The organism is Amycolatopsis sulphurea (genome assembly GCF_002564045.1).
GTDB classification, from domain to species: domain Bacteria; phylum Actinomycetota; class Actinomycetes; order Mycobacteriales; family Pseudonocardiaceae; genus Amycolatopsis; species Amycolatopsis sulphurea.
Map to the genome: position 1 here is coordinate 2,075,536 of NZ_PDJK01000002.1, position 15,956 is coordinate 2,091,491.

21 protein-coding genes are annotated in these 15,956 nt (G+C 66.9%); 11 read left to right on the top strand and 10 right to left on the bottom strand.

Annotation, left to right across the window (positions count from 1 at the left end; translation table 11 throughout):
• Nucleotides 1-264: 264 nt before the first annotated feature.
• Entirely contained in the window at nucleotides 265-741 is a 477-nt protein-coding gene (locus ATK36_RS31495) for a hypothetical protein (protein ID WP_141544456.1), read from the top strand.
• Here the strand turns inward: ATK36_RS31495 and ATK36_RS15750 are convergent.
• On the bottom strand, nucleotides 725-1,645 hold the full coding sequence (locus ATK36_RS15750) for a DNA-methyltransferase (RefSeq protein ID WP_098512215.1): 921 nt from the start codon (nucleotides 1,643-1,645) through the stop codon (nucleotides 725-727). The genes ATK36_RS31495 and ATK36_RS15750 overlap by 17 nt on opposite strands.
• Nucleotides 1,646-2,049: 404 nt before the next feature.
• Between ATK36_RS15750 and ATK36_RS15755 the strand changes: the two genes are divergently transcribed.
• Complete coding sequence (locus ATK36_RS15755; RefSeq protein ID WP_141544457.1) at nucleotides 2,050-2,775, top strand: TIGR02391 family protein; 726 nt, start codon at nucleotides 2,050-2,052, stop codon at nucleotides 2,773-2,775.
• Nucleotides 2,776-2,788: 13 nt separating this feature from the next.
• Here the strand turns inward: ATK36_RS15755 and ATK36_RS34690 are convergent, their stop codons facing one another.
• Nucleotides 2,789-3,112 (bottom strand): HNH endonuclease, encoded by a 324-nt coding sequence (locus tag ATK36_RS34690; protein ID WP_423682793.1) that lies wholly within the window; start codon nucleotides 3,110-3,112, stop codon nucleotides 2,789-2,791.
• A 326-nt stretch (nucleotides 3,113-3,438) separates the two neighbouring features.
• Between ATK36_RS34690 and ATK36_RS15765 the strand changes: the two genes are divergently transcribed.
• A complete protein-coding gene (locus ATK36_RS15765) occupies nucleotides 3,439-3,627 on the top strand; it encodes a helix-turn-helix transcriptional regulator (protein WP_098512218.1) in 189 nt (62 codons plus the stop codon).
• Here the strand turns inward: ATK36_RS15765 and ATK36_RS15770 are convergent.
• Nucleotides 3,624-3,830, bottom strand: coding sequence for a helix-turn-helix transcriptional regulator (locus ATK36_RS15770; RefSeq protein WP_098512220.1), 207 nt, complete (start codon nucleotides 3,828-3,830; stop codon nucleotides 3,624-3,626). The genes ATK36_RS15765 and ATK36_RS15770 overlap by 4 nt on opposite strands.
• Nucleotides 3,831-3,913: 83 nt before the next feature.
• On the opposite strand from ATK36_RS15770, the gene ATK36_RS15775 reads away from it, so the two are divergent.
• Nucleotides 3,914-5,122, top strand: coding sequence for a tyrosine-type recombinase/integrase (locus ATK36_RS15775; RefSeq protein ID WP_098512222.1), 1,209 nt, complete (start codon nucleotides 3,914-3,916; stop codon nucleotides 5,120-5,122).
• 55 nt (nucleotides 5,123-5,177) lie between these two features.
• On the opposite strand, the gene ATK36_RS15780 is transcribed toward ATK36_RS15775, so the two are convergent.
• The gene (locus tag ATK36_RS15780) at nucleotides 5,178-5,369 is read right to left on the bottom strand and encodes a hypothetical protein (RefSeq protein WP_098512223.1); all 192 of its coding nucleotides are present in this window, start codon (nucleotides 5,367-5,369) and stop codon (nucleotides 5,178-5,180) included.
• Between the two features lie 23 nt (nucleotides 5,370-5,392).
• Nucleotides 5,393-6,661, bottom strand: coding sequence for a serine--tRNA ligase (gene serS, locus ATK36_RS15785; RefSeq protein WP_098512225.1), 1,269 nt, complete (start codon nucleotides 6,659-6,661; stop codon nucleotides 5,393-5,395).
• Between the two features lie 165 nt (nucleotides 6,662-6,826).
• Between serS and ATK36_RS15790 the strand changes: the two genes are divergently transcribed.
• Nucleotides 6,827-8,107 (top strand): aspartate aminotransferase family protein, encoded by a 1,281-nt coding sequence (locus ATK36_RS15790; protein WP_098512226.1) that lies wholly within the window; start codon nucleotides 6,827-6,829, stop codon nucleotides 8,105-8,107.
• Here ATK36_RS15790 and ATK36_RS34695 read toward each other — a convergent pair.
• Nucleotides 8,043-8,285, bottom strand: coding sequence for a Scr1 family TA system antitoxin-like transcriptional regulator (locus tag ATK36_RS34695; RefSeq protein WP_423682720.1), 243 nt, complete (start codon nucleotides 8,283-8,285; stop codon nucleotides 8,043-8,045). The genes ATK36_RS15790 and ATK36_RS34695 overlap by 65 nt on opposite strands.
• 104 nt (nucleotides 8,286-8,389) lie before the next feature.
• Between ATK36_RS34695 and ATK36_RS15795 the strand changes: the two genes are divergently transcribed.
• From ATK36_RS15795 to ATK36_RS15805, 3 genes are all read left to right on the top strand, one after another.
• On the top strand, nucleotides 8,390-8,689 hold the full coding sequence (locus ATK36_RS15795; RefSeq protein ID WP_245914772.1) for a hypothetical protein: 300 nt from the start codon (nucleotides 8,390-8,392) through the stop codon (nucleotides 8,687-8,689).
• A gap of 85 nt (nucleotides 8,690-8,774) precedes the next feature.
• Nucleotides 8,775-9,398 (top strand): DUF3558 domain-containing protein, encoded by a 624-nt coding sequence (locus tag ATK36_RS15800; protein WP_098512227.1) that lies wholly within the window; start codon nucleotides 8,775-8,777, stop codon nucleotides 9,396-9,398.
• 68 nt (nucleotides 9,399-9,466) lie between these two features.
• Complete coding sequence (locus ATK36_RS15805) at nucleotides 9,467-9,751, top strand: hypothetical protein (RefSeq protein WP_098512229.1); 285 nt, start codon at nucleotides 9,467-9,469, stop codon at nucleotides 9,749-9,751.
• 34 nt (nucleotides 9,752-9,785) lie between these two features.
• Here the strand turns inward: ATK36_RS15805 and ATK36_RS15810 are convergent, their stop codons facing one another.
• Genes ATK36_RS15810 through ATK36_RS15825 form a run of 4 tightly spaced genes read right to left on the bottom strand, consistent with a single transcriptional unit; the run spans nucleotide 9,786 to nucleotide 13,034 of the window.
• Nucleotides 9,786-10,691: a haloalkane dehalogenase gene (locus ATK36_RS15810; RefSeq protein WP_170069756.1), complete on the bottom strand. Its 906-nt coding sequence runs from the start codon at nucleotides 10,689-10,691 to the stop codon at nucleotides 9,786-9,788.
• Between the two features lie 46 nt (nucleotides 10,692-10,737).
• Nucleotides 10,738-11,190 carry a DUF350 domain-containing protein gene (locus tag ATK36_RS15815; protein WP_098512232.1) on the bottom strand — a complete coding sequence of 151 codons (453 nt, stop codon included), beginning with the start codon at nucleotides 11,188-11,190 and terminating at the stop codon, nucleotides 10,738-10,740.
• A gap of 56 nt (nucleotides 11,191-11,246) precedes the next feature.
• Nucleotides 11,247-12,413 carry a glutathionylspermidine synthase family protein gene (locus ATK36_RS15820; protein WP_098512233.1) on the bottom strand — a complete coding sequence of 389 codons (1,167 nt, stop codon included), beginning with the start codon at nucleotides 12,411-12,413 and terminating at the stop codon, nucleotides 11,247-11,249.
• On the bottom strand, nucleotides 12,414-13,034 hold the full coding sequence (locus ATK36_RS15825) for a hypothetical protein (protein WP_211291888.1): 621 nt from the start codon (nucleotides 13,032-13,034) through the stop codon (nucleotides 12,414-12,416).
• Nucleotides 13,035-13,129: 95 nt separating this feature from the next.
• Between ATK36_RS15825 and ATK36_RS15830 the strand changes: the two genes are divergently transcribed.
• The 3 genes from ATK36_RS15830 (at nucleotide 13,130) to ATK36_RS15840 (ending at nucleotide 15,953) form a co-directional block, all read left to right on the top strand.
• Nucleotides 13,130-14,086, top strand: coding sequence for a septum formation family protein (locus ATK36_RS15830; RefSeq protein ID WP_098512235.1), 957 nt, complete (start codon nucleotides 13,130-13,132; stop codon nucleotides 14,084-14,086).
• 2 nt (nucleotides 14,087-14,088) lie between these two features.
• Nucleotides 14,089-14,439 (top strand): metallopeptidase family protein, encoded by a 351-nt coding sequence (locus ATK36_RS15835; RefSeq protein WP_098512236.1) that lies wholly within the window; start codon nucleotides 14,089-14,091, stop codon nucleotides 14,437-14,439.
• A 284-nt stretch (nucleotides 14,440-14,723) separates the two neighbouring features.
• A complete protein-coding gene (locus ATK36_RS15840) occupies nucleotides 14,724-15,953 on the top strand; it encodes an MFS transporter (protein WP_245914779.1) in 1,230 nt (409 codons plus the stop codon).
• Nucleotides 15,954-15,956 lie beyond the last annotated feature (3 nt).

Sequence of the window (15,956 nt, forward strand, 5' to 3'; positions counted from 1 at the left end):
TATAAAGAAATTATGGTCAATTTATCTCGGGAAGGGAATTTGATGAGCTGGCCTGACTGGGGAAACGTCCCATCGTGGGTATCCACCGGGTCCGTAATGGTGGCTGCTTCCATATTTGCTCGCGACCGCAGAAAAGAGAGTAGACGGCACATTGACCAGCTCATACTAGATTGCAGTGCATGGGTAGCTGTTGAAGAAAGAGAGATCCCGGGCGGCCGGGTCGTCTATAATCCGAGCACGAGCATCCTGGATTTTAGGTGCACTATGGAGAACGCGGGTAGGTATCCGGTCTATGTTCACGCGGTAGCCTACGAATTGGCCTTCACGGTGATTGACGACGAGGATTCCGAACCAGGCTTCCTGTACTCCCACAAGGCCATCGACTACTATCCCAAGCGCGCCGTTTATCAAGACAGTCCACTGGAATGCGGCAAGCCGATTAACTTCGCCGATACCGCTGTCAGCTCGGGTGGATATATTAGCTGCATTGACCCGAGGCCGACAGTACTTTCTGCTGAAGCGTACCTGTCCGATTACGCCGGTCGACGATGGTGCCTGCGTCCTTTGCAGCTTCGTTCGGCGCAACGGATTCGCCCCCAAAACCTGCGCAAGTCGCTGTGGGAAGAATCCCCTTCGTGGAAGCGTTTCAATCCCTGGGATTCACGTCAACCAATTGGCGCATCGTCGACTCGTCAGTTGAGAAAGATCGAAAACCCTTCGAGTCCTATGCATTTCCTTTAAGGCATCGGTCGAGTGCGATGGAGAGGTAATCGGGGTTCAGGTCGACGCCGATGGCGCGGTGTCCGGCGGACAGAGCGGCTACGAGCGACGTGCCGGAGCCGCAGAACGGGTCGAGCACTGTGGCGTGTGCACCACAACCGCAGGCTCCGCGGCCGGCGTCGGGGCACGTGGTGTGCACACCACAAGACGCAGCGACGCAGCGCGCCGCTAGGCCCAGCGGCATCGGGGCGATGTGCGCGCCCTTGAACGGCTGTGTCGGCATGCGCCAGACGTCGCCGGGGTTGTGGCCCCTGTCTTCATAGCCCGGCGGTGGCCACGCGGTCGTGATGCTGTTGGCCTTCTTCGGCCCTGCCTTTCGGGCACGCCGAGACGGCGACCGGTCGCCCGTGTACGGCTCGCGGACCGCGTCGAGATCGAACGCGTACCGGTCGGACTTCGCCAGGAAGAACACGTGCTCGTACACGTTGGCCAACCGGTCGGTGCCGCTGTACGGCATCGGGTTGGTCTTGGACCAGATGACCGCGTTCCGCAGCCACCAGCCGTCAGCCTGTAGCGCGAACGCCACCCGCCACGGCAGGCCGATCAAGTTCTTGGGCGGAAGTCCCGTCGTGCCCGGCCGACGCGGCCCGGACTTCGACGCGTACCCGTCGCCCAGGTTCAGCCACACGGCCCCGTCGTCAGCAAGCACCCGGCGCACCTCGGCGAACACGGACACCAACCGGTCGACGTAGGCCGTCACCGTGGCTTCCTGCCCGAGCTGCCCGGCCGCGCCGTAGTCGCGCAGCCCGAAGTACGGGGGGCTCGTCACTACCGCGTTCACCGAACCGGCGTCGAGTGTGCGAAGCACGTCGGCCGCGTCGCCTTGGTGCAGCGTGAGCGCGCTGTCTCGGTAGTGCTCGACCATGCCCGCTCACCTCCGTTCACCCGGCGCGGGGAGGCCCGCCACGGGGAGCCGGGCGACAAGGGCGAGGCCCGAGAGGCGTGCTCGACCCGTGGCGGGCCTGGTATGGCTGCCTAACCCCGGTTTTCGCAGGGTTTAGGCACGTTTCAGAGGGGCTTTCACGCTGTTTCCGGGCAGCATGAACCGCGCCGTGAGCAGCGAAAATGCGTGTTTGCGGAGACTTCCCGCTGGTCGAAAAAACGGATATGCACTCAGGACGTGTCCAGAAAGGGGCAGGGGTGTTCCGGTCGCCGCCGGGCTATGGACTTTCGCCTGCCCTCCCCGCGCGTGGGTTGGGCCTGTGACTATCCGGTCGCGAGCTCGGCGCGTCTCCGGAAGGTCGCCAGAGACGCGTGCAGTATGTCTGCATGACACCAGACGATGCCGCCGAGCGTCTTCGTGCGTTGCGCGCCGAAGCGGCGAGCCTGCCAACCTCCACGAGTTCTGCGGAGTTTAGTTCCTGGCATCTCCGCGTTCGCTCAGTCCTTAACCGTGTACTAGGCGAGACTCACCACATCACTGAAGGATTCTCAGATATCAGGTGGACGCCAGCGGCGTACACACTGGGAGACGCATCCGCATTTACTGACACCTTTCGAGCGACTATCCCCGAGGCGCAAGGTGTCCTTGACGCCGCCATCGCCGAACTTGATTTTCTGGCAGACGACACGCCGATTGCCGACGAGTCTGGAGTTGATCCCGAACTGTGGGAGCACGTTGCGCCGGAGATACGAGCCGGAGCTTGGGGCAAGGTCGCCAGCCAAGCGGTGATCTTTACCGAAGACAGGGTAAGGAAGTGGGCGGGTCGCCCCGTCGGTGAAATAGGTAAGGACCTGGCAGTTGCTACGTTCGGCAAGGCGGGTCAATTTCAAATGGGAAAGACTGAAGGGGAAAATGAAGGATGGCAACTATTCGCTCAGGGTATAGCTCGAGCGCTGCGTAATGTTGATGCACACCGCATTCAGGACCGGCCGGACCATAAGCGCTATGCGTTAGGTCTTGTCGGAGCGTGTTCGTTGCTTCTTACTCAAATGAGGTATGAGCACGGAAATCGGTTCAAGGACACGGCCCCTGCAAGCAGTGGTAGCGAGTAAGGCCGGTCTGTCTCTAATCAGGCAGCCTGAAGATGCGTTGCTTGTTTTCATATTCAGTCTTGACCTGGTGGCAACCGATACACAGCACCTGCAAGTTGCCAGGCTCGTCGCGTCCGCCGTCCCGCAGCGGGCGGATATGATCCACCTGCGTGGCCTGCGCTGGGAAGGTATGCCCGCAGCCACGGCAGCGTGCCCGGCCTGCGCGGTTGATCGCTCGGCGTACTGCTTGCCGGACGCGGTCACCGGCGGCACGGCGGTACCTGCCCCCGCAGCGTTCGCAGTGGGCGACACCAGGGACAGCCACCCCGGGGCATGTCATGCACGCACGTCGCAGCATGAGCACCCCCGGGGTCTTCGTGGTCTCTACCTAGTTCAGTGGCGGCGGGGTGACATGCCACCAGGGAAAACCCGGGTCCTGTGGTGCACGCCACCTCCGGGAGTGTTGAAGTGTCGATATGAGCCCTGTTCTAGAACCTTCTTAGGAAAAGAAGCCTATAGAAGACCTAGAAACGACCCCATTTCGACACTTCGACACTCCGGCCCCGCGTTGTCCTCTCATTTGCCGCGCACGGCACCGCGTGTCCCCTTTCCGCCACTGAGTGGCAATGACGGGAATCAAGGCGCACGGCGAAGTCCGGCGAGCGCCTCCCGTGGAGGTGACACGTGGGAGCCTTGCTCAGCGCTCAAGAAGTCGCGCAGTACTGCGGGGTGCCGCTGAAGACCGTCTACGGCTGGAACACGACCGGCACGGGACCGAAGTACTACCGGGTCGGGAAGTACGTCCGATACCGAGCGTCGGACGTGGACACGTGGCTAGAAGAGCACACTGTAACCCCGCGCGAGTCCGACTAGACCGGATCGTCACCCGGCATCGCGCGCCCATGGTTCCGCGCCCACCCGCGTACGTCTTCGGTGCGCCACACGTTGCCCATGGCTAGCTGCGCGACCGGTTCGGGGAAGTCGGCGCGGCTGGTGAGCTGATACACGCGCTGTCGGCTGATACCGAACAGGCGGCCGATCTCGGCCCCGCCGACGAACTCCCCGAACTCACTCACGCTAGGCACCTTACTAATAGACGCTCGACTACTAGTAAGGTGACTAGTATCTAGTCAGGCTACTAGCTGCAGGAGGCGAACTCATGAGCGTTGAGGACCGTTGGCACCACAAAGGCACCCGTAAGCGCACGGCGGACTACGGCCGAGGCAAGCGGTGGCGCGTGCGGAACAGGGGTGCCCGGACCCTGTCCTTCCACAAGAAGTCCGACGCGCAGGCCCACGACGTCAAGGTCAACGGTGACCTGATGAAGGGTGTTGTCCCGTTCGATCCGACTGCCGGGCGCGTCCTCGTCTCGGAGGTAGTCACCAAGTGGCTGAAAGAGCGCTACTCCGACCTGGGGACGCGACGCACGGTCATGAGCCGGTTCAAGAACCACATTCTGCCGACGTTCGGCCACCTGCGGGTCTGTGACATCACCCAGTCACGAGTTATCGAGTGGTGGGCGGAGATGTGCGAGAAGACCAAGCCGAACGGCGAGCGGTACGCGACCAGCACCCTTGAGCTTGTCTATGTCCATTTCGGCTCGTTCCTGCGGGCGGCCGTCAAGGGCGCTACCAAGCTTCTCCCCGTGCACCCCTTCGACGGATGGGACGTCGACGTGCCCCGGCGTGACAGACGTGTCCGGAACATCTGGGAGCAAGAGCGGGTCAACACGGTGCTTGCCGCCATGCCGGAGCGGGAACGGCCCATCGGGCTCGTATCGGCGACCTGCGGGCATCGGCAGGGCGAAGCGTTCGCCGTCGCGCTCGAAGACGTGAACCGCTTCCGGAAAGAAATCACCATCCGGCACCAGGTGAAGCGCGTCGGTGGGAAGCTCGTCCTATCCAAGCCCAAGGGCGGCAAGATCCGCACGGTCCCGCTCGCCGACGTCACCGCGACCGCGATTGCCCAGCACGCGGAGAAGCACGGGACCACGGTGGTCCGTTGCGCCTGCTGTAACAAGGACTGGCACATCGTGTTCACCACCGCCAAGGGCGGCCTGATTGAGCGGGCAGCATGGAACCGGGCCGTCTGGCACCCCGCGATCCAGGCGGCCGAACTCGCCACAGGCGGCGCCCACGGGATGCACAACCTTCGCCACTACTACGCGTCCCGGCTGATCGAAGGCGGCCCGTCGCACCGGGGAGCATCAATGGAGCAGGTCCGCGACTACATGGGACACGCTTCCATCGTCACCACCAGCGAGACCTACGGCCACCTGTTCGAACAGGCCCACGAACGCGCCCGCTCGCTCATGGATGACGTCTTCTCCGCTGTTGCGTACCCCCTGCGTACCGCCGAAGGCCAGTAGCCGTGTCAGCGCAGGTCAGACGGCTACCGGCCTCCGGAGCTACAGAAGGGGCCCTTCACAGCCCTCCACACCGACTTTGCCGACACCTCAGCCCGAAGTAGAACAACGGATGTATTCGCGACGGCGCGGAGAAGCCGAGGACGACCAGCACCACGATCGTGCCGAGACTCAGGAACAGATCCGGCCAGGCGATTCGCCCGGCCCTGTCCAGCGCCGGGATCATGTGCCCATCGGACTTGTCGTGCATCGCACCGGTTCGACCGAGCCCGATCAGCGCTTACCCGGCGACAGCACCTCGGCCCCGCCCAGGAACGGCCGCAGCTGCTCCGGGACGCGGACCGAGCCGTCGGCCTGCTGGTGGTTCTCCACGATCGCGACGATCCAGCGGGTGGTCGCCAGCGTGCCGTTGAGGGTGGCGGCGATCTGCGGCTTGCCGTTGTCGTCGCGGTAGCGCACGGACAGCCGGCGGGCCTGGAAGGTGGTGCAGTTCGAGGTGGAGGTCAGCTCGCGGTAGGTCTCCTGGGTCGGCACCCACGCCTCGCAGTCGTACTTGCGGTACGCGGACGTGCCGAGGTCGCCGGTCGCGGTGTCGATCACCCGGTAGGGCACCTCGATCGCGGCGAGCATCTCCTCTTCCCAGGCCAGCAGCCGTTCGTGCTCGGCCTCCGCCTCGGCGGGCCTGGCGTAGACGAACATCTCGATCTTGTCGAACTGGTGCACCCGGATGATGCCGCGGGTGTCCTTGCCGTACGACCCGGCCTCGCGCCGGAAACACGAGGACCAGCCGGCGTACCGGCGCGGCCCGTCGCCGAGGTCGAGGATCTCGTCCGCGTGGAAGCCGGCCAGCGGCACCTCCGAGGTGCCCACCAGGTACAGGTCGTCGTCCCGCATCCGGTACACCTCGGACGAGTGCGCGCCCAGGAACCCGGTGCCCGCCATGATCTCCGGCCGCACCAGCGACGGCGTGATCATCGGCGTGAACCCGTTCGCCAGCGCCTTCGCGATGGCCATGTTCAGCAGCGCGAGCTGCAGCTGCGCCCCGACCCCGGTGAGGAAGTAGAACCGCGAGCCGGACACCTTCGCGCCGCGCTCCATGTCCACCGCGCCCAGTCCTTCGAGCAGCTCCAGGTGGTCCCGCGGGGTGAAGTCGAACGACCCCGGCGCCCCGACCGTCTTGAGCACGGTGAAGTCGTCCTCGCCGCCGACCGGCGAGTCCGGGTGCACCAGGTTGGGCACCGTGCGGAACAGCTGGTCGAACTCCTCCGAGGCCGCGTTCTGCTCGATCTCGGCGGCCTTGACCTGCGCGGCCAGGTCCTTGGCGTGGGCCAGCAAAGCGGGCCGCTCCTCCGTGGAGGCCTTCGGCACCTGCTTGCTGACGGACTTCTGCTCGGCCCGCAACGTGTCGGCGTTCGCGATCGCGGAGCGGCGGCGGGTGTCGAGACCGAGGAGCTTGTCGACCACGCCCTCGTCCTCGCCACGGGCACGCTGCGACGCGCGCACGGCTTCCGGGTCTTCGCGCAGAGTCCTGGGGTCAATCACTTGCAAAAGGGTAGTCGCCGGGGTATCGGCCCCTCGACTCGGTTTCCCGTACACCGTTCCCGTACACACTGTGCAGCCGCACGCGGACTACCCGACAGTCTGATCGTTGTCGCCCGATTCCCGCGCTCCGCATACTCGCCAAGACCCCCGAGCGAGGAGAACGCCATGACCGACGACCTGCTCAAGCGCCACCGCGCGGTGCTCCCGTCCTGGATGTCGCTGCTTTACGACGAGCCGCTGGAGATCGTGCGCGCGCAGGACCGCCGGGTCACCGACGCCGAGGGCCGCACCTATCTGGACTTCTTCGCCGGCGTGCTGACCAACTCGATGGGCTACGACGTCGCCGAGATCAGCGACGCGGTGCGCAAGCAGCTCGACACCGGCGTGCTGCACACCTCCACGCTCTACCTGATCCGCTCGCAGGTCGAGCTGGCCGAGAAGATCGCGCGGCGCTCCGGCATCCCGGACGCCAAGGTGTTCTTCACCAACTCCGGCAGCGAGGCCAACGACACCGCGCTGATGCTCGCCACCCAGTACCGGCGCAGCAACCAGGTGCTGGCCATGCGCAACTCCTACCACGGCCGCTCGTTCGGCACGGTCGCGATCACCGGCAACCGCGGCTGGTCGGCGTCCTCGCTGAGCCCGATCAAGGTCAGCTACGTGCACGGCGGCTACCGCTACCGCAGCCCGTTCCGCGAGCTGTCCGACACCGCCTACATCGACGCCTGCGTGGCCGATCTGGTGGAGACGCTCGACATCGCCACCGCGGGCGACGTGGCCTGCCTGATCGCCGAGCCGATCCAGGGCGTCGGCGGGTTCAGCCTGCCGCCGGACGGGCTGTTCAAGGCGATGAAGGAGGTCCTCGACGCGCACGGCATCCTGTTCGTCTCCGACGAGGTGCAGACCGGCTGGGGCCGCACCGGCGAGCACTTCTGGGGCATCGAGGCGCACGACGTGGTGCCGGACATGATGACCTTCGCGAAGGGCCTAGGCAACGGGCTGACCGTCGGCGGCGTGGTCGCCCGCGGCGACGTGCTGGACTGCTTCCAGGCGGAGTCGTTCTCCACCTTCGGCGGCAACCCGGTCTCCATGCAGGGCGCGCTCGCCGTGCTCGACTACATCGACAACCACGATCTGCAAGCCAACTGTGCCGCCCGCGGCGCCCAGCTGATCGACGGCCTGCGCGCGGCGAACAGCCCGCACGTCGGCGAGGTCCGCGGCAAGGGCCTGATGATCGGCGTCGAACTGGTCGAGCCGGGCACCCGTACCCCCGACGTCCGCGCCGCGAAGCAGATGCTGGAGGAAACGAAGAAGCGCGGCCTGCTCATCGGCAAGGGCGGCCTGTACAAGAACGTCCTGCGCATCGGCCCGCCGATGACCCTCACCGAAGCCGAGGCCGCCGAAGGCCTGGCCATCCTGACCGACTCCCTGGCCGCCCTGAAGTAAGGCTGTGAAGGGGCCCTTCACGGACTCTGAGTCCGTGAAGGGCCCCTTCACGGACCGGCTCGTCGAGCACCTCCGCGCCACCGACCGTGCGGCGGGTGGCTGCCTCGCCGAGGACCAGGTGCACGCGGGACGCGTTCGTTCGGCGTAGTAGCTCGCCGCGACGCATCCGGGCAGCCATGCGGAGCGACCTACCTCCCGATTCCTCCGCAGGCGCGGTCGGTGATCCGCTACCATCGCGCACTGTCTGCAATGCAGGCAGTGCGTACAGGGAGGGGTTCGCGCATGTGGGAAGACGTCGCGTTCAGCGTGCTCGCGTCTGGCGAAGACCGGTCCAGTGCTCCGGACGGCTTCGTGCTGGAACCGGACGAGGCCCGGATGCTGCTCACCAAGCTGACTGCTGCCCAGCAGAAGCTCCAGGCGATGCGCGGTGATGCCGCCCACCTGTGCTCGATGAAGTCGCCGTCGCAAGACCCGTCGACCCTTGCCGCCCACCGGGCGATGGTCGGGGGCGGCCAGGGACTGGGGCCTACGACTACGGCGGCGGCCACATCGATCTCCAGCTCGAACACCTCACCGAGCTGATAAAGCGCATCAAGCAGGCACTGAACATCATCACGACCACCGACGAAGACCAGGGCGGCCTGATCACCCAAGCAGGAAAGAGCAAATGAAGTCGTCTGCCCTACTCCCCGTCGCGGCAGCCGGGCTGCTGCTCGCCGCCTGCTCGACTACCACCGACGGCACCCCCTCGGCCGCACCAAGCGCCCCGGCATCGCCCTCCGCCGGGTCTTCCCCGGACAGCACGGCACTGCCCTACGCCGGAGCGCCCAAGGTCGAAAACCCGTTGCCGGACAGCGTCATCTCCGGGAGCTCGTGCGATGCGCTCACCCCCGAGCAGGTCAAGAAAGACGTAGGACACGCCGCCACCGGCCAGCCGGACACGCTGCCCATCGGCACGTCGTGCAACTGGTTCAACACCGCCGGAGCCAACCTCGCCGTCTACTACACCAACAATCGGCACGAGGGATTGAGCCCGTACTACGACCAGACGCGCAACCGGATGAAACGGTTCGACGTGCTGTCGCCGATCCAGGGCTACCCGGCCGTCGCATACTCCGACAAGCCCGGCCCGGTCTCGTCGTTCTGCCAGGTCGCCGTCGGCATCGCCGACACCGCGGATTTCGTGGTCGGCGTGCACGTGGGCGACGAGAGCACCGCCGACGCCTGCCCGATCTCGGCGCAGATCGCCGGACAGGTGCTGACCAACCTGAAGCAAAAAGCCGGCGGCTGACTTTGCCGGCTCCGAACCGTGACCGTGTACGAGGCAGCGTATCCACCCGAACGCACGACTCCCGTCACATGAGCGAAGAAGACTGCGAGCCATCCGCGCAGAAAGAACCGATCTCGCTGGAGCGATTGCGCGAGATCGCCACCGAACGCGGTTACAACGAGGACCCGACGGCGGGCCTGAAAGCGGCTGGAGAGGCGCTCGCGAAACAGAACGCCAGTGTTCAAGCGTCGTTCACCGGACTTGCTGAAGCCGTCACCGCCCCGAAGACCCGTTCTTCTCCGCTGTTGCGTGCCCCCTGCGTACTGCCGAGCCGTGTCAGCGCAGGTCAGACGGCTACCGGCCTCCGCAGCTAGAGAAGGACCACCACCCTCGAACGCGACGAAGGGCTCAGCGCCGCACGAACCGGGCCACGTGCTCGGCCAGCGTCTCCCCCGCGTCCTCCTGCAGGAAGTGCCCCGCGCCGATGATCGTCGGGTGGTCCAGACCTGCCGCGCCCTTGACGCTGCGCTGCAGGATCGGCGCCATCGCGCCGGTGATCGGGTCGCTGTCGGAGAACGCGCACAGCAGCGGGATGTCCAGACCGGTCAGGGTTTGCCAGGCCAGCCGGTTCGCGTCCGAGGCCGGGTCGTCCGGGCGGGTCGGCACCAGGCCGGGCATCGCCCGCGGGCCGGCCTTGTACACCTCGTTCGGGAACGGTGCGTCGTAGGCTTCGCGGACCTCGTCCGGCAGCTGCGTGCGGCAGCCCGACTGCACCGCCCGGCCGACGTCGAGCACCTGCGCGTTCTCCACCGCCTCGCGGAACTTGTGCCAGACCGGCGGCATGTCGGTGTCCCCGGTGGGCAGGCCGGTGTTGGCCGCGACCACGCCGGCGAACCGGCCGGGATGCTCGGCGACCAGCCGCAGCCCGATCAGCCCGCCCCAGTCCTGTCCGACCAGGGTCACGTCCTGCAGGTCCAGATCGTCGAAGGCGAACCGGCGCACCCACTCCACATGCCGCGCGTAGCTGTGGTCGGCGATCTCGGCCGGCTTGTCCGAGCGGCCGAATCCGACCAGGTCCGGGGCGATCGCGCGCAGCCCGGCATCGGCCAGCACCGGCAGCATCTTGCGGTACAGGTAGGACCAGCTGGGCTCGCCGTGCAGCAGCAGCGCCGGCGGCCCGTCCACCGGGCCCGCCTCGACGTAACCGACTCTGATCAGGCCGCCGTGTGGATCGGCGAGGTTCGTGTACTTCCGGGGAAAGGCGAAATCGGGCAGGTCCTCGAACCGGTCTTCCGGCGTCCTGAACAATCGCACGAGTCCCACGTTAGTGGGAATGTGATCCCGCGGCAGTGCGCGAACGCTACGAAATCGCCACAGCGACCACCAGGCCGAGGCCCAGGTGCGCGGCCGCGACCACGACGCTGGCCGGGGCGAACTGCTCACTCTGGATGGTCGAGCCGACGTCGATCCGGGTCGCCCACTCCAGCAGCCGCACCGCCAGCACCTGCACGATCACCCCGATCAGGCCGTAGACCAGCGAGGTGATCAGCCCCTCGGTGAGATCGCTCGCCGAGTTGAAGATCGCCACCACCACGATGAACGCCATGGACAGCAGCCCGGACGCGGTCACGATCACCGCGTTCGGCAACCCCTGGGTGACCAGCTTGGACAGCTTCCCCGGGGTGGTGAAGTCGATCGCGTAGAATCCGGCGAACATCAGCAGCAGCCCGATCACGCCGTAGAGCAGGATCGCACCGATCCCGCGCACCAGATCGGAACCGAACGTGCTGGACAGCGCGAGGGTCGTGGTCACCGGGATCTCCCTGAACGATCAGCACGAAACGCGTGAATCAGACAGGCAGGGTTGTATCACGTCTCGCGGATCCGATGGGGGACGAACGCCGCGCCGTCGTCGGTGACCAGCCCACTGGTTTCCCGGATGCCGAGCCCGGCCGAGGCGTCGCCGACCACCCAGGCACCCAGCGCCGGCCGGTAGCCGTCGAACTCCGGCAGCGGGTCGAACGCCTGGTAGACGTAGCCCTCCGCACCGTAGACACCATCGGTCTGGGTCTCGTAACCAGTGGCCACGATCTGCACGTTCGCGCCCTCGCGGCCCAGCTTCGGCTTGCGCACGTACTCGGTGAGCAGGCCGGGGTCGTCAGTGAACGCGGGCAGCAGGTTCGGGTGCCCGGGGTAGTTCTCCCACAGCACCGCGAGCAGCGCTTTGTTCGACAGCAGCATCTTCCACAGCGGCTCGACCCACAGCGTGCGCGGCATGGTCTCCACCGCGTAGCGGCCGAACTCCTCGTCGACCACCCATTCCCATGGGTAGAGCTTCACCACCGTGGCCATCTGCGCTTCTTCGAGGTCCACGAACCGCTTGAGCACCGGGTCCCAGCCGATCTCCTCGATCGACAGGCCCACCGTGTCCAGCCCGGCCTCGGCCGCGGTCTCCTGCAGGTACGCGGTGGTCACGTGGTCCTCGCCGCTGGGGTCGGCCGAGGACCAGGTGAAGTGCAACTCCTTCGAGGGCAGCTTGTCGCCGAGTTCGGCCCAGCGCTCCACCAGCTTCTCGTGGATGGAGTTCCACTGGTCGTCATCCGGGAAGATCTCGGTTTTCCAGTGCCACTGCAGCACCGACGCCTCGAGCAGGGTGGTCGGCGTGTCCGCGTTGTACTCCAGCAGCTTGGCCGGGGACTTGCCGTCGTAGCGCAGGTCGAACCGGCCGTAGACGTGCGGATCCTGCCGTTTCCACGATTCGGCGATGTGCGGCCACACCCACTCCGGGATGCCGAAGCGCCGGTACCCCTCGGTGGTCACCACGTTGTCCACGGCTTCGAGGCACATCGAATGCAGCAGCTCGACGTCCGCCTCCACCGACAGCACCTCGTCCATGTCGAAGACGTAGTGCACCGACTCGTCCCAGTACGGCCGGGCCTTTCCGGCCCCGTCACGCGCCGGGGTGCCGTACACCAAGCCCTGCTCTTCGACGATCCGCTGCCAGTCGCGGCGCGGCTGCTTGCGGTCCCGGTACACCTACGAGCCTCCGCTCTTCCCGGTCCCGCCGGTGCCCCCGGACGTTCCGGACTTGCCACTGATGCCGAACCCACCGCGTTGCACGCTGGTGCCCGACTTGGTCGAAACATTGGTGTTGCCCGACGGCGCGGTGAAGCTGCCCCCGGCAACGCGCTGGCCGATGTTGCCGGACCCGCCGTAGTTGTACCGGTACTGAGAGAAACCGCCGCCGGGCAGGGGGATGAACCAGAAGCCGCCGCTGAAGTGGCCGCCGTGGCTGCTGGCGTAGCTCTCGTCGCAGTACTCGTCGTTCTGGATCACGCCGTTGGCATCCGTGCAGACAGCGGTCGTCTCGGCGGGCTTCGCGACGGTGTAGTAGGTCGCGATGAGTCCGGCGAGCCCGACGGTGACCCCGCCGCCGATCAGGATCTTGCGCTTGGTGCCGGCCTTCTTCGCCGCGGCCGCGCTGGCCTCGGCGGCCTCCTGCGCTTCGCGCTCCTGGTCGGCGAGCGCCTGACGGCGCGCCCGTTGCTCGGCAAGCGAAGGCTCCCGCGGCTGTGTGCTCGCGTCCTGGAAGCGCATCGAACCGCGCTGCGGGTTGTCCTCCGGCTGGCCCCCGATGTTGTCGTCGTCCTGCGTCATCTACAGCTCCGTAATCCCCCGGCACGGCGAACCCATCTCCACAGTAGCCACCCGGCACACGCAAGACTCACGCGGCGCGGGCATCATAGGTAACGATGTCCCGAGGTGCCGAGCGGTTCCCTGCGCAGATGAAGACCCTGACGACCCGTGTGGTGATGGCCGGGGTGTTCCTTGGCGCCATCATCGCGCTCGCGCTGAGCGTCACGTTCTCCTGGACCGACACGCTCGCCGGCGGGAGCAAACTCAGCGAAGCCGCCGAGCAGGCCTTTCATTCGCCGCCCGGCAGCTGCCTGACCTGGGCCGCCACCGACGCCTCGGACGCGCACCAGGTGGCGTGCGAGCAGCCGCACCTGTTCGAGGTGACCGGCAGCATCGACCTCGGCGCCCAGTTCAACGAGGAAGCGCCGTTCCCCTCGCTCGACCAGTGGCAGCAGATCGCCGAGCAGAAGTGCAACAGCGATATGCAGCCTTACCTCGGGCACCGGCTCGATCCGTACGGCAAGCTCACCACCAACCTGCTGCGACCCGCCCCCGCGCAGTGGTCCAACGGCGATCGCCAGCTGCGCTGTGGCCTGCAGTGGTCCGGCCCCGGCGGCAAACTGCAGCCGACCACCGGCCCGGCCAAGAGCCAGGATCAGTCGCTGGTCTGGGAGCCGGGGACCTGCCTGGCACTGGCGGGCAAGGGCGTCGGCGACCCGGTGGACTGCGCCCGCCCGCACTCCTACGAGATCATCGCGACCCTGGACCTGGGCCAGAACTTCAAGAACGGCTACCCGAACCAGAAGGACCAGAAGGCCTGGCTGGACACCGAGTGCACCAAGGCCGCCAAGGATTACACCGGTGGCGCCGACCTCGGCGAGAAGAAGCTGATCCTCGGCTGGGACGTGCGCGAGCAGGAGAGCTGGGACGCCGGGTCCACCAAGGTCAACTGCAAGGTCGCGGCCACCTTGGCCGACGGCAGCGGCTTCCAGGCGGTGACCGGGAGCGTGAAGGCGCAGTCCGCGCCGGATTCGCCTGAGGGCAGCCCGCCCAGTTCGACCGGGAACCGCTGACCGTGCCGGTCGAAATGCCCCGCAGCCGCTTCGAGGTGCTGGTCTCCGAAGCACTGGACCAGGTCCCCGCCGAGTTCGCGGCGGCGATGGACAACGTCGTGGTGCTGGTCGAGGAGCACAACGACGAGGCACCCGACATCCTCGGCCTCTATCACGGCGTCGCCCTCACCGAGCGCACCAGCCACTACGGCGGCGTACTGCCGGACCGGATTTCGATCTACCGCGAACCGATCCTCGCCATGTGCGAGAACGAGGACGAGGTCGTGGAGGAAGTGCTGATCACCGTGGTGCACGAACTCGGCCACCACTTCGGCCTGGACGACCAGCGGCTGCACGAACTCGGCTGGGGCTGAGCGGCCGGCTCTTGGTGGTCACCACTGGTGATCACCACTGCGGAAATCGCCGCTGCGGTGATGTTCGCTTACCGTTCCCCCTTTGCCACGCCGGACCGCGGCAGGAAATCCACTTAAAGTCATGGAGCGGTCACCATCTGCTGTTTTTCCCGGTAAGCTGGGCTTCAGCACACAGATCGAGACATACCTCGCGCGAAGCGAACCAGCACTCGGGCGTGGAACAGCAGTCAGGCGCGGAGCGGTAGTCAATCGTGGAACAGCAGTCAGGCGCGGGACGGTAGTCGGTGCACAGCGGTAGTCGGTTGCAGAACACCGGCCGGGTGGGCAGCGATCACCGGTTCCGCTGGCTGCTCGCCTCCAGCGCCACCGCCAACCTCGGCGACGGCATCGGCAAGGTCGCGTTCCCGCTGCTGGCCACCACGCTCACCCGCGATCCGGTGCAGATCGCCGCGCTGTCCGCGGTGCAGTTCCTGCCCTGGCTGCTGTTCGCGATACCGGCCGGAGCGCTCATCGACCGGGTGGACCGGAAGAAGGCGATGATCGCGGCGAACACGGCGCGGGCCGTGGTGGTCGCCGCGGTCACCGTGCTCGTCGCGGTGCACGCGATGGACATCTGGACGATCTACGTCGCCGCGGTGCTGGTCGGCACCGCGGAAACGGTGGCCGACAGCACGGCGAACGTGCTGCCGCCCGCCCTCGTCCCGGCCGATGGGCTGGAGAGCGCGAACAGCCGGCTGCAGGCGTGCGAGATCGTCGGGCAGACTTTCCTCGGCGGGCCGGTCGGCAGCGCCACCTTCGCGCTGTTCGCCGCGTTCCCGTTCCTGCTCACCTCGGCCGGCTTCGCGGTGGCCGCCGCGGTGCTGCTGGGGCTCGCCGGCAGCTACCGGCCCCGAGCGGAGACCGCCGCGATCAGCATCCAGGCCGGTTTCACCGCAGGCGCCCGCTGGCTGCGGGAGCACCCGACGCTGCTGCGCCTGCTCGCGGTGGCCGGGCTGCTGAGCCTGGTCAGCGAGCTGGCCCAGGCGCAGCTGGTGCTCTACGCGCTGGAGGACCTGCGGCTGTCCGAGGCCGCCTTCGGCCTGTTCTCGTTCGTCGGCGGCATCGGTGGGCTGGCCGGGGCCGCGCTGGCCCCGCGGCTGGTCCGGCGGACCGGACGGCGACCGGTGCTGATCGGCGGGGTGCTGTGCTGCGCGCTGGGCTTCACCGGGATGGGGCTGGTCCGTCAGCCGGTACTCGCCGCGCTGCTGTTCGGCCTGTTCGCCGCCGCGGTCGTCGCGGTGAACGTAGTGCTCGCGACCGCCCGTCACACACTCGTGCCGGGCGAGCTGCTCGGCCGGGTGCTCGGTGTCTGGCGCACCGTCGTGTGGGGCGCGATCCCGGTCGGCGCGCTGCTCGGCGGTCTGTGCACCGAGCTGCTCGGCTCGGCCAGCCACACGTTCACCGCGTCCGGCGTGCTGCTGCTCGCCGTGGCCGGGTACGCCGCATTCGCACTGCGACGGCACGCACTTCGGTGACAA

Coding starts and splice junctions, on each gene's coding strand:
- ATK36_RS15795 (WP_245914772.1), top strand. CDS start 8,390: ATGTGGGAAGACGTCGCGTTCAGCGTGCTCGCGTCTGGCGAAGACCGG.
- ATK36_RS15805 (WP_098512229.1), top strand. CDS start 9,467: ATGAGCGAAGAAGACTGCGAGCCATCCGCGCAGAAAGAACCGATCTCG.
- ATK36_RS15755 (WP_141544457.1), top strand. CDS start 2,050: ATGACACCAGACGATGCCGCCGAGCGTCTTCGTGCGTTGCGCGCCGAA.
- ATK36_RS15780 (WP_098512223.1), bottom strand. CDS start 5,369: ATGCACGACAAGTCCGATGGGCACATGATCCCGGCGCTGGACAGGGCC.
- ATK36_RS15800 (WP_098512227.1), top strand. CDS start 8,775: ATGAAGTCGTCTGCCCTACTCCCCGTCGCGGCAGCCGGGCTGCTGCTC.
- ATK36_RS15750 (WP_098512215.1), bottom strand. CDS start 1,645: ATGGTCGAGCACTACCGAGACAGCGCGCTCACGCTGCACCAAGGCGAC.
- ATK36_RS15775 (WP_098512222.1), top strand. CDS start 3,914: ATGAGCGTTGAGGACCGTTGGCACCACAAAGGCACCCGTAAGCGCACG.
- ATK36_RS31495 (WP_141544456.1), top strand. CDS start 265: ATGGAGAACGCGGGTAGGTATCCGGTCTATGTTCACGCGGTAGCCTAC.
- ATK36_RS34695 (WP_423682720.1), bottom strand. CDS start 8,285: ATGGCTGCCCGGATGCGTCGCGGCGAGCTACTACGCCGAACGAACGCG.
- ATK36_RS15830 (WP_098512235.1), top strand. CDS start 13,130: ATGTCCCGAGGTGCCGAGCGGTTCCCTGCGCAGATGAAGACCCTGACG.
- ATK36_RS15790 (WP_098512226.1), top strand. CDS start 6,827: ATGACCGACGACCTGCTCAAGCGCCACCGCGCGGTGCTCCCGTCCTGG.
- ATK36_RS15825 (WP_211291888.1), bottom strand. CDS start 13,034: ATGACGCAGGACGACGACAACATCGGGGGCCAGCCGGAGGACAACCCG.
- ATK36_RS34690 (WP_423682793.1), bottom strand. CDS start 3,112: ATGCTGCGACGTGCGTGCATGACATGCCCCGGGGTGGCTGTCCCTGGT.